The organism is Enterococcus sp. BWB1-3 (assembly GCF_016745275.1).
In the GTDB taxonomy this organism is placed as follows: Bacteria; Bacillota; Bacilli; order Lactobacillales; family Enterococcaceae; genus Enterococcus_L.
Genome location: NZ_JADOEP010000007.1, coordinates 108,646 through 120,705, shown reverse-complemented (window position 1 = coordinate 120,705; position 12,060 = coordinate 108,646). Strand labels below are relative to the sequence as shown.

At 35.6% G+C, this 12,060-nt stretch carries 12 protein-coding genes and 1 pseudogene; 1 reads left to right on the top strand and 12 read right to left on the bottom strand.

The window, feature by feature from the left end; translation table 11 throughout:
• Window positions 1-2 precede the first annotated feature (2 nt).
• From IW492_RS07420 to IW492_RS07365, 12 genes and pseudogenes are all read right to left on the bottom strand, one after another.
• On the bottom strand, window positions 3-272 hold the full coding sequence (locus IW492_RS07420; RefSeq protein ID WP_202066959.1) for an ACT domain-containing protein: 270 nt from the start codon (window positions 270-272) through the stop codon (window positions 3-5).
• A gap of 222 nt (window positions 273-494) precedes the next feature.
• Complete coding sequence (locus tag IW492_RS07415; RefSeq protein ID WP_202066957.1) at window positions 495-890, bottom strand: MerR family transcriptional regulator; 396 nt, start codon at window positions 888-890, stop codon at window positions 495-497.
• Between the two features lie 426 nt (window positions 891-1,316).
• On the bottom strand, window positions 1,317-1,748 hold the full coding sequence (locus IW492_RS07410) for a hypothetical protein (protein WP_202066952.1): 432 nt from the start codon (window positions 1,746-1,748) through the stop codon (window positions 1,317-1,319).
• A gap of 208 nt (window positions 1,749-1,956) precedes the next feature.
• Window positions 1,957-2,304 (bottom strand): effector binding domain-containing protein, encoded by a 348-nt coding sequence (locus tag IW492_RS07405; RefSeq protein WP_442896312.1) that lies wholly within the window; start codon window positions 2,302-2,304, stop codon window positions 1,957-1,959.
• Window positions 2,305-2,395: 91 nt separating this feature from the next.
• Window positions 2,396-3,355, bottom strand: a pseudogene (locus IW492_RS07400) (IS30 family transposase).
• A gap of 311 nt (window positions 3,356-3,666) precedes the next feature.
• Entirely contained in the window at window positions 3,667-4,578 is a 912-nt protein-coding gene (locus IW492_RS07395; RefSeq protein WP_202066950.1) for a helix-turn-helix domain-containing protein, read from the bottom strand.
• 1,195 nt (window positions 4,579-5,773) lie between these two features.
• Window positions 5,774-6,028 (bottom strand): metal-sensitive transcriptional regulator, encoded by a 255-nt coding sequence (locus IW492_RS07390; RefSeq protein WP_202066945.1) that lies wholly within the window; start codon window positions 6,026-6,028, stop codon window positions 5,774-5,776.
• On the bottom strand, window positions 6,028-6,324 hold the full coding sequence (locus tag IW492_RS07385) for a rhodanese-like domain-containing protein (protein WP_202066944.1): 297 nt from the start codon (window positions 6,322-6,324) through the stop codon (window positions 6,028-6,030). Before IW492_RS07385 ends, IW492_RS07390 begins: the two co-directional genes overlap by 1 nt.
• Window positions 6,324-7,976 carry an FAD-dependent oxidoreductase gene (locus IW492_RS07380; protein ID WP_202066943.1) on the bottom strand — a complete coding sequence of 551 codons (1,653 nt, stop codon included), beginning with the start codon at window positions 7,974-7,976 and terminating at the stop codon, window positions 6,324-6,326. Before IW492_RS07380 ends, IW492_RS07385 begins: the two co-directional genes overlap by 1 nt.
• On the bottom strand, window positions 7,976-8,290 hold the full coding sequence (locus IW492_RS07375; RefSeq protein WP_202066942.1) for a rhodanese-like domain-containing protein: 315 nt from the start codon (window positions 8,288-8,290) through the stop codon (window positions 7,976-7,978). Before IW492_RS07375 ends, IW492_RS07380 begins: the two co-directional genes overlap by 1 nt.
• A gap of 187 nt (window positions 8,291-8,477) precedes the next feature.
• Window positions 8,478-9,560 carry an endonuclease/exonuclease/phosphatase family protein gene (locus IW492_RS07370; protein WP_202066941.1) on the bottom strand — a complete coding sequence of 361 codons (1,083 nt, stop codon included), beginning with the start codon at window positions 9,558-9,560 and terminating at the stop codon, window positions 8,478-8,480.
• Between the two features lie 148 nt (window positions 9,561-9,708).
• Complete coding sequence (locus IW492_RS07365; protein ID WP_202066940.1) at window positions 9,709-10,542, bottom strand: HAD-IIB family hydrolase; 834 nt, start codon at window positions 10,540-10,542, stop codon at window positions 9,709-9,711.
• Between the two features lie 1,043 nt (window positions 10,543-11,585).
• Here IW492_RS07365 and IW492_RS07360 point away from each other — a divergent pair.
• Window positions 11,586-12,056 (top strand): DUF1307 domain-containing protein, encoded by a 471-nt coding sequence (locus tag IW492_RS07360; protein ID WP_202066939.1) that lies wholly within the window; start codon window positions 11,586-11,588, stop codon window positions 12,054-12,056.
• The last annotated feature ends 4 nt before the right edge of the window (window positions 12,057-12,060 follow it).

Below are 12,060 nucleotides of genomic sequence, written 5' to 3'. Positions count from 1 at the left end.
GTTTACAGCTTATGCATAACATTGAAAATTTCTTCATTTTGAATGCTGATCTTCACGCCCAACTCATTACCAAGCAAATTCAATGTTTCACGAATCTCTTCAAAATTCGTTCCTTCTTTCGCCAGAGAAAGAATCATCATCATTGTAAAATATTCATCCATAATTGTTTGAGATACATCCAGAATATTGATACCCAATTCTGCCAGTTTTGTACTGACTCCTGCAATAATCCCTACTTTGTCCTTACCAATTACTGTTAACACCGCTCGCATCATTCAGCCTCCTCATTTGTTTGTCCTATTATAGCATATTCTCTGAAAATAACTGCGAAAATCATGAACAAACCACCAAAATAATTAGATAACGTTCGTGTTTCAAATATATCCCCTGTAATCAGCAAAAATGCCGCTTCTCGCAGAGGCAGAATGCCACACAGCTTGAAACGACAGTCTTCTAATCACGTTAAGGTCTGTTTGAAAATTTATGCTGTCACCTCAATTCCCAACACTTGCTTTCACACGACCATTTTTCTTATCCCGCTTTTTTATATTTCCTTCTGTCAACTTCATTTTATAGTGAATATACTCTAAGGTTGCCTGCAGCTTCTCCAGCTGTTTGATGGTTTCGGTCTCCTGAACTTTTAGCAGCTTCAGTCGCTCCTCCAGCGTTTCTTCTCCTTCTTCGTATAAATCAAAATATCTTTTTATAGATTCCAGGCTCATGCCGGAACCTTTCATACATAAAATAAAATCGATACGGCTTAAATCTTCTTCACTATAATTTCGTATCCCACTGACACGCTCCACATAGTCAAGCAAGCCAATTTTTTCATAATAACGCAGTGTGGATAAAGACAAATTATACTTTTTGCTTACTTCATTAATCTTCATATATCTTTCCCCCTCTATTATCGGTAATTCAAAATATATTCGCCTAAAGCCTCCAAATCCTTGATATACAAAGATTCATTACCAGTGTTTGTTCTCTCCTTCGTAACAATCCAGTTATGCTATCTTAGGCAGCAAAGCGAACACCTTACACTGAGCAGCATTGAGCTTCAATAATTGTTCTGACATATTTTTTTCTGCATTTTTTATCACCCGAATGCCCAATGACGTAGGCTCTTTGTCAAGTGTATCAGCTATTTAATCATTCAGTTTTTCATAGATTTTTTTGAGTTAACCTATTATCTAATATTCTATCAGAAAATCTTACTGAATCACCGTACAATGTGAAAAAATAGGAAATTTTAGCAATAAAAAGGTGACAATTACCTATTGCAGATAACTATCACCTTCTATTCATTTTAAGTAGTCCTATACTTTTTTGTTAAATTGCGTTTTACAGCTGGAACAGGTAACTTTGATAGTTCCTTTATTTTTAGGAGCTCTCAAATGCTGATGGCATTCAGGACAGGAAAAGTACGTATACGTCTTTCTATTTTGAATCCGCTCTTTCAAGTATCCAAATTTCTTCTTTTCTTTGTTCATCCATACGATATATTTCTGATTTTCATTCGACCGTCTATAGATTTTCTTTGAAAAGAAACGGTAATAAACTAATGCCAGAATAATGAACGCCGCCCATCTTAAAATATTCGTGCCGAAGAACAGGTTAATCAATATCAAAGCGAGACTGACAACTAGCAGACTTCGACTCAGAGAATCAAATACCCCATAGCGTCCCCGCATATATTTTTGCAGTTTCATGTTCCATTTCGACAGCCATTTAAACCATGTATTTCCCATCTTATCGCCTCTTTCTTCTTCCTTAATCTTACAGGAATGAAAAAAATCTGCAACTTGCTTTAAAAGAAAGCAGGAAAGCTTAACGAATATTTTCTATTTTACTGATGCGCAGAAGTTTTACCAGGTCAAAAATGACTATTTTTACTATTAGTGAAAAAGCAACGCATGAATCAAGGATTCTAAAATTCATCTCTCAAATCTGTTCAAATTATTTTACTGAAATATATATTGCAATACTGCCACCCTGTTCATATTTTTCAAAATCCTTCTGATATCGGCGATTTAGTTTTCCCTCTTTTTCCAATGACCAGATTTTCTGCCAAGTATTGAACACATTCTGTTTGGAAAGATGAGAAGGAGCTGGCTCAACCGGAAATATCTCGCAGGTTTCATCATCCAAATGGATTTCTTTACCCTCAAACGATTCCGCAGAAATGGACAGTGTGTAATCCCCGGTAAAATCGCTCTCATACTCATGATAAACAGCATAAATCATTGAGCCCGAGACAACCTGTTCCATACATTTCTGCCAAAGCTTACCAATTTTCCCCCGCATCCTCAGCAAAATTATTCATTCTTACAGAAGCTATCTCATAGACATTCATTTATTTCTCCACTTTCAATTTTTCTTATCATAATTTCATTTGTCAAATTAAGCTAGACACCATCTCATCATCCATATAACTCAAAAATACTTCCATGGGGGTTCGATAGTTCAGTGATTTCCTTGGAATATGGTTCCTTTTTGAGGCAACCGATTGGACAAATGCCTCATCAACTTCATTGAAATCCATTTGCTTAGGAAGTCCATCCTTTCGAAGCAGCCCATTTGAGTGCTCATTCAGGCCGCGTTGAGAGGAGTTCCTGGATCCGCAAAATAGATATTGATGTCTTGCTTATTAGAAATACTCTTCCAATTCGAAAACTCTTTTCCACAATCAAACGTAATTGATTTGAAGAGATTTTTAGGAAATGTGCTAAACCATTCGTTCAAAGTTGTTTCGATATCTTTGGCTTTATGTCCATTAGGTTTGAGTGTGACGATGGCTTTTGATTGGCGTTCAACTAGCGTAATGACAGCACTTTTATGATGAGCACCCACAATCGTATCGCCTTCTAAATGGCCAAATTCTTCACAAAAATGAGGATATTCCTGTTCTCTTTCGTCAATCGTCCGTCTAAAGGCTTGTTTTCCACGTTTTTCCTTCTGACCATTAGGCTTTCGTTTTCCTTTCAACGGTAGGAAGGAACAATCAAAGAGGCCTTTTCTAAACATCCGATAGAGGGTTCGAATCGAGCAGTCAATCGGAAACTCACCACGACCAATCAGAACATCTGGCGTTCACCCTTGAGTTACTTTCGTCTGAATATAGTCTTTTTGTTCATCAGGTAAAACAATGGACCGACGACCACAACGGGATTTGTGCGCCTTGTATTGTTGGTAGTATTCGAGCGCAGTATGTCCAGTTGCTAGAAAATGATACACGTTATAGATGGTTTGACGAGCACGTCCTAAGCGTTTAGCAACTTGTGCAACAGGTTGCTGGGTATTGAAATAAGCTTCTATACATCACGAGTTCATTTGGTGTAAGATGAGTATAGGTCATTTGTCTTCACTCCTTATAATTCTTTGGACGGAACTATTTTGAGTGTAGCACAAATGACTTATTTAGTTGTCTAGCTTAATTTTACTATCGGCGATTTTAAATAATTCTTACAATGCCGACAATACACATTCACAGTAAGTTGTCGCTCTAACATTTATTCTAATCTCATCTCTGCTTCTTTTCATGTTTAGTTTCAACTGATCACCACAATATAGATTTTCCTGATGACAGGTCATACATAAAAAGCTATGACCGGTGTTGCTTGAATATATCAACTTTCTTTGCCAGTTTTACCAACTGGCATGATCTAATTATCTATGAACATATGCTGGATTTCTAGTAGTAATCACTTCACCAATTAACCTGTTATGGGTCAACAATTTAACTTCTTCTCTAACAGCTTTTGCTTGTACAATATCTCCTACATTTTCAAGTATACTTATAAAACTAAGTATACTATCATAATAATCTGGCTCACCAGTTAAAAGCAAATTCAATAAATCTGATAAATATTGTACATTTAATTTATAACTATAATCATAGTTAAATTCGGTTTGATTTTTAGCGATTTTAATAAATATCTTAGCAGTATCAAAATCATTCTCATATAATCTGGTAGTTATCCAATTCAATAAAACTCGTGATGCAAATTTTTTTGTCTCGTAATCTCTTAATTCTATATCTTTTACAGGAAATGCATTTGAAAGAATCATTGCTCCTTGTTCTTTTGTAAAATAAGGAATGATATTAGTCAATAAAATATAATCAGCTTGAAAAAAATACTCTTTTTCACATAATATCTTATACACTTCTGTTACATCAAAGTCATTTATACTTTCAATCTCCTTCCAGAATTGAGAAAAGTAACTTTTTATTCCTATGTACTGAGCAAAATCTTTTAAACTTTTACAATTCTTCTCAACTAATTTTTCATATTCATTAACTAGCCTCCTCTTACTTGTTTTATCATCTAAATTGTATGCACAATAATAGTATAGATCTTTCATACCTTGTAAATCATTGTCTAAATTCACTATCGAAAAAAATTCACTTGTATTGATGCTCATTATTTTTAGCAAATCCTGTAAGTCATTCATTCTAACTGATCGCTTGTTTCCCTCTATTCTAGAATAAGCAGAAGGATCAATATACTTAGTTTTCATTTGTTTTTGAGTTAGTTTTCGTTTTGTTCTAATAAATTTTAGTGCTTCTGCTACATTCATTCGTACTCTCCAATCAATTCATGAAATAATTTCATGAAAAAAGCAATTACAGTCCAATTATATCTTAAAAATCACAAAAAGTAAAATAATTGATGTCATTTTCTCAATATATCAATCATGTACTTTATTCTCTTTTTAAAGTTTGTTACTATTTACCTAAAGAAAAACATAATTTTTCTTTAAAATTAGAATAATGCATATGAGGAGGAAAAACAAATGATACAAATAATTAGCACAGCAACAACAATTATTTCTGTTTTAGTAGTTATTGTTGGCATTTAACTATTAACCTACCCGGCATCTTAAATAAGATAGCTACTTAAAAAGATGCCGGGAAACTCAATTAAAAAGCCGAAATTTTCAGTTGAGGTAACAAAATACTACTAGGATTTAGCAGTAACCTAATTATAACAAACAGACCTAACTTAATAAATATTTTTATAGATTAACACACAATTTATTCACTATCTCTTGAAATAGATTGTTGTTAGAATCTTTATTTTTTCGCTTCCTAAAGCTATTATTCTAATTGCATAAAAGACCAGCCTTGCTTACCCCGTTAATAACTTTAACCACTCTCCCAAGCTTGCTGATCTTTTTTGTTGCACCGCTTCCATCACTTCTTTCATCCCTTCATCCGAGATAAACTCTTTTCTAATTGCTGTTCCTCATTACTAATAATTGATAATTCTACATAATAGCCTTTTAAATACCTCTTTTTCACTGGATACAATAGGTTGTCACAGGTGCTTTCTATTTGAAAATTCATAAAATTTTTATTACACCGTTACTTAGATTAAAGCTACGCAGTTAGCCAAATTAGACGATATTTATTTTGATTACATTACACTATTGTTTAGATTAAACTCATGATATTTTAAAATACCCCTAAGCCAATTTACATTTACATTACACCTTTGTTTAGATTAACCCCTTCCTATTTTTGCCCTTGGCACACAAGGTTTTTTTGGGGAAATTCTGTCGATCTCTCCATTTTAGCCCTGTTCTCTATTTATTTTTACAGGAGAGAAAGAATTAAAGTCAATGATGTTGAATAATTCGTTTACTTACGCATAGCAGAAAATCCTATCAAATCAATAATTTCCTAATTTCGACTGCAAATTTGACTATTCTAACAAAAAATCTGTCGATCTCCCCATATTTTTACACTATCGGAGGTCAACAGATTCTATTTTTATCTAGTTTTTATTATCATTTCCAGCGCTTTTTCAACATCTTCACTGGTTAAATCGATGTCTTTTTCCTGCATGCACTGTACAAGATTTTCTGTTACAACCAGACCAATAACTTTGTCGATACTGGACCGAACAGCCATCAGCTGCGTCACAACTTCCCGGCAGTCTTTTCCTTCTTCCATCATTTTAAGAATACCACGTACCTGTCCTTCCGACCGTTTCAGTCGATTCGCTATCTTTTTATCACATTCCATTACACGATATCTCCTCTCCAGGCTGACATGCCGCCCATGATATTTGTCGTTGTAAATCCTTTAGACCCTAAAAGCTGACAAGCCAGTTGTGAACGTGAGCCCGAGTGACAGATAACGTAGTAATCTTTATCTTTTTCCAATCTCTCAGCTGTTTCAGAAAAACCGCTTAATGGTATATTTACAGCCCCATCAATGTGTCCTGATTGAAACTCATCTTCTTCTCGGACATCTAGAATATTCACATTCTTTTTCTTTATCAGCTGTTCAAATTCTGGAATCATCATTGTTTGATACACTATTTTATTACCTCCCCGGGATATACGGCGCTATAGATTTGAAATGCTCCATCAAGATTTTTCACATCAAATCCATTGTTCTTTAAAATTCTTTCTGCCAGATAGCTCCGCTGTCCACTTTGACAGCTGACAATAATCTGCTTATCCTTTGGAAGCTCATTCAACCGAGTTCTAAGTTCATCCAATGGAATATTAATATCTTCTCCAATGCTCCCATTATTTTTTAGTTCCTCTGTATTTCGAACATCCAGTAATACGGCCCCCGCTTTTCTTGCTTCTTTCAATTCATAAAACTGAATATTATCTGAAATACCTTCTACAATATTCAACGCTGCATAGCCAATCATATTTACCGGATCTTTAGCTGATCCAAATGGCGGAGCATAAGTAAATTCCAGCTCTGGAAGATCCATAACGGTCAAATCTGCTTTAATTGCTGTTGCCAAAATGTCAATTCGTTTATCTGCGCCATCTTTACCAATTGCCTGCGCCCCATATATTTTACCACTAATTGGATTAAATAATAGCTTCAAGATAATAGGCTGACTACCAGGAAAATATCCAGCATGACTTTTTGCCACGATGTGAACGACCTTATAATTCAGATTCAGGGCCTTTAACTGTCGCTCATTTAAGCCGGTACTTGCTGCAGCCATGTCAAAAACTCTGACAACTGCCGTACCGATGCTTCCTTTATTTTTTCTGTCAATATTTGAAATCACATCTGCAACCTGTCTTCCCTGACGATTGGCAGGGGAAGCCAGAGAAATCATTGCTTCTGTTCCGGATATTTGCTGTTTGATAACAATTGCATCTCCCACAGCAAAAATATCTTCATCTGTTGTCTGATACTTCTCATTTACTAAAATACCTCCACGCAAGCCCATCTCCAGACCTGCTTCAACAGCCAGTTTGTTCACAGGTTTTATACCGATGGAAAGGATTGTAAAATCACTTGTGAGTTCCTTTCCATTACTTAGCTTAAGAGTTTTACCATTTGCTTTAAACTCTTGCACTGCCGCATTCGTCATCACGTTTATTCCAGCTTCCTTCAACCGATTTTCCACAAAAACTGCCATCTCAGGATCTAAAGGAGGCAGCAGCTGAGGAGCTGCTTCAACAATTGTCACATCCAAGCCCAAATATTTTAGATTCTCTGCCATTTCCAATCCGATAAAACCAGCTCCAATGACAATCGCTTTTTCAGGCTGTTTTGTCTTAATTTCTTCCGTAATTTTGTCTACATCAGGAACATTTCTTAAGGTGTAGACATTTTCAGCGTCCTGAAGTCCGCTGATTGGCGGCAGCAATGGCTCTGCTCCCGGCGAAAGTATCAGCTTGTCATAAGAGATTGCTTCTGTTTTTCCGTTTCTGTCAATCTGTACTGTTTTATGATGTCTGTCAATTTTAATAGCTTCTGTTTCTACCATTACATCAATATTGAATCGTCTTTTCAACTGCTCTGGAGTTTGCACTATTAATTCTTCACGCTCACTGATTTCTCCAGAAACGTAGTAAGGCAGCCCGCAATTTGCAAACGACACGTAAGGTCCTTTTTCCAAAACAATAATTTCTGCTTCTTCAGACAGACGTCTTAATCTGGTTGCAGCTGACATTCCGCCTGCTACTCCGCCGATAACCACTACTTTCATTAATAATTTCCTCCCTTAACTGCACCCTGCCAACGGATCATACCGCCTTTTACATGGACTGCCTGAATTTTTCTTTTTTCTAAATTCTTTACTGCCCGTTTACTTCTGATTCCTGACTGACAGATGACATATATTGGTGGATCTGTTTTCGGTTTATATCCAGATATTTTTCCAAGCGGAACGTTCACTGCACCGGGGATATGGCCGCCTGAAAATTCAGCCTTTTCCCGAACATCTATGATTGTTAACGTTTCAGCCAGCTTCTTTTCCAGATCCTTTCCTGATATAGACGGTGTACGATTAAATAGAAACATACGCTCTCTCCTTTTTATACCCCTATGGGTATTCGTTAATGATACTATAATTGACAAATACTGCTTTGTAAAGAAAGAAGTTTATCACTCAAATTCCTGATAATTCTTTTCTATAGAAAAAAACACTGAAATCTTAAAGACCTCAGCGTTTTTTGAGTTATTCAATTTTGTTAAATAGAAGCTCGAATTAATTTGATTCCTTCAATTTAAATGTCATCGTTACTGGGTGATGATCTGAATACTGGAAGGATTCATCCAATACTTTTGTTTCCAGTGCCTCAACATTGTCAGATACGATAAAACCGTCAATTAGAGCTACGAATGATTTTCCTTTTTCATAAGGGGTATCCAGGTTTCTGGTTGATGGTACAGGCTCCCCGTCATCAGTGAAATCAGTGACTGCCAGTCCCTCCGGCAGATTTTCTTTAGGGAATGGCTGCAGCCATGAATAATCTTTGCTTGTGTCATTTCCAAATGTTTTAGAAGAAGAAGGGAGCAGATCATGATTAAAGTCCCCTCCGCAAACAACATAATTCCCGTTTTTATATTCATTTTCCATATGGTCAAACAGTGTCATAATTTGGTTCTTTTGAATTTCTTCGTCTTTCATGTAGGCTGATAAATGAACATTGTACAACATCATTTTCTTGCCGTTTGCTACATCAATTTCTGAAACGGTAAACGCACGGTCCAAATCAAAGAATTTATTAAACGACGTTTCTATAGGCAGGCTATAGCGAATACTTGAATTTATTTTTGTGTTGCTTAAACTTAAAATACCTGATTTAGATTTACCAATCGGATCTAGTACCGGATACATTAAATAGGCTGAATCGTAGTTGGTTGCTGAAACAGCAGAATAGTCGCCAAAGCTGTCGCTGATCATTTTTACTTCATTCACACCATGACTTCTTGTTGCTTTTTCATCCACTTCCTGAAGTACTGCAAAGTCTGCATTAATTCGTTCAAGGGTTTTGACTACTCCTTCAATATTTTCATTTACAGATTCCTTACTTCGAGCTTTTGATTCTTTTCCGCCATCCATAAAGAATGTATAGTCCGGAGGGTATGCGCCATACCCAATATTAAAGGTGACTGCAGTATATTCTTTATCCGTTTCCACCTGACTATCTTTCGCTTTTTGTTCAACCTTAAGTATCAGATCATCTTCTATGCGGGAATAACCAAAAAAGACATAGCCTACATAAATCACGACTACTAACAGCATCACTCCAAGGATTGATCCAATAATTATCATTGCTTTTTTCATTTTTTTACTCCTTTTATTTTCTGATTTATTCATTACTCCAAATGATAGCAAAAAACAAAGACAGGAACCAGCTTTTCGCCCTGTCTTACTAACTCTTAATTTTATCTGTTTGTTTATTATTCGACAATCAGACTTCAATCCTAATAGCCTATTCTATGGAACACCCCTCAGTAAACACCTCTGCAACCATGGAAATCTGATGATTTGCGTACTTTTTGACTCCTTCTTCGGCATGAGCCATTGCATATGAATTTGGGAAGCAGCGGAACATACTAATATCGTTGTACGAATCTCCTACAACGGCTACCTCTGTTGCTTTAATTCCAAATTGCTCAACCAGAGAACTTACTGCAGCTCCTTTATTCACACTTTTTGGGTTAATATCAATGGTATATGGACTGGTGATTTGATAGTTTACTTCTTCATTTGCCAGAACTCTGTGAAGTCTCTCCATGTCTTTACGCAAATCATTTACATTTTCTCGAACTACGCAAATATTCGCAGGATTTTCCGGGTGAGCGAACTTTTCCGTTATCTCCATTTTTTCTACAACATTACCAAATGCCTGTTCCATCAGTTCATCAGAGACATGCGACTCATACGTATGCTGGTTTAGCGTTGAACAGCTGAATGGCAGATTTAAGCTGCGCAATTTTGCATAAATCCTTTTTGACTGTTCTTCTGAGAAGAAATCCTCCGCTGCTATATTGCTTTCACGATCCATTGCAAATGAACCATTTTGAACGATCTTATAACTTTTTGAAAACAACTCGTCTCCAAGAACAGAACGCACATCTTCCAATAAGCGTCCTGTTGCTACACAAAACAATCCACCAGCTTCAATAAATTCACTGATTGACTGATGGTTGCGTTCCGGTAATCCTTTTTTTGAAGGAGTATAGGCAGCATTGTCACTTTCTTCATAAGTCAATGTTCCATCCATATCGCAGACTAACAATTTAATTTTTTTGAATTGATCCATTATTGCTCCTTTCGCGATTCAAGAAGATATATTGATAGATAGCTATTTCTTTTACCAAATTATAAATTACATTAAAAAATAGTCTGTACATGATGTTCAATAATAGAAAATTTTAACTTGTATGCTCCAATAGTGATTACTTGGACTTGCTGTATTAATTGTTCTCTGACTTCCATCAGAGCAAAACCAAAAGATTTTCACCTTTCCATTGCAGAAAATTTTCTATTGATGGACTATCCTCAATCATACTTAGCCCTCAGATTTTATCTACAGGGCTGGTCTCCATCAGAACTCTGTTTTTCGTGTCCTGCAAAAATTTCATTAGGCTTTCGTCCTGATTGAACTTTAGATAGTTGCTCTGCTTTACAATCATGAACTTTTCTTTATCTCTAAACTGACAAGACCACCATTGACTGAAGCAGCATTTTGAAACCGAGCCGTCCTTTCCATCCCGATGCCTCTAAAAGAAAATGTACGTTAACTTCTTTTTTTAATCTTCAGATTCTGCACCTTCCCTAAGTTTCAAGCAATTCTATTCTGCTTCTTTAATTATATCAACTAATTTTGACCATTATTCACAGCTATTATTTATCCCCTTACAAAAATAATTATACTAGAGAAAAGATTGAAATAGAAAAGATTTTTCAATAAAAAAGTCTCTCTATAATATTTTTCTCAAAAAATTACGATTTTTGAAAAAAGCTGAGATTGAATGATTCATTCAGGTCTGATAAACTAAAGTTTGTTATAAAATAAATGGTAACTCAAAAGAATCTATGAAAAACTGACCAATTAAATAACTATAACATTTAACAAAAAGCCTATATTATTGAGCATTACGGAGTTAAAAAATGCGTATCAAAACAATTATTGCAGCTCAATACTGCTCAGTGTAAAGTGTTCACTTCGATACCTAAAATAACATAATTAAATTGTTATAAGGGAAGAAGAACGAAACAGGTTATGAATTCTTGCGTATCAAGGATTTGGAGGTTTTAGGCGAATATATTTTGAATTACCAAATAAATAAAAGGGGTTCAATAATGAAAAAATACTTGAAAGCATCAATAATTATGTTGCTTGCTTTGCTTTTCACAGCATGCGGAAATGGTGGGGGTGCAAAAGCTGAAACCAGCACCTATACAGTCGAGATTGAGGGTGCAACTATGGAAGCGATCTTCACACATGAAGGAGATAAGTTGATCAAAGTTGACCAAAAAATGGACTATCCGTACTCTTATTTTGGGTATGAGGATGGATATTTCATTGATGATGAAACCAAGGAAGCTCTTGAAGAAAGAGTTCGTTCTATGTACGAGGCTTATGAAGATGGAGAAGGTACTTCTATGGACATGAAATTTACAGATACAACATTACTACTTACAATGTCCGTTGACCTTGAAAAAGCAGATGCTTCCACACTTGGACTTGCAGTAAGTGACGACTCAGATAATGTCAGCTTCAAAAAAACTGTTGAAGATTTTGAAGCACAGGGATTTACAAAAAAGAAATAGATTA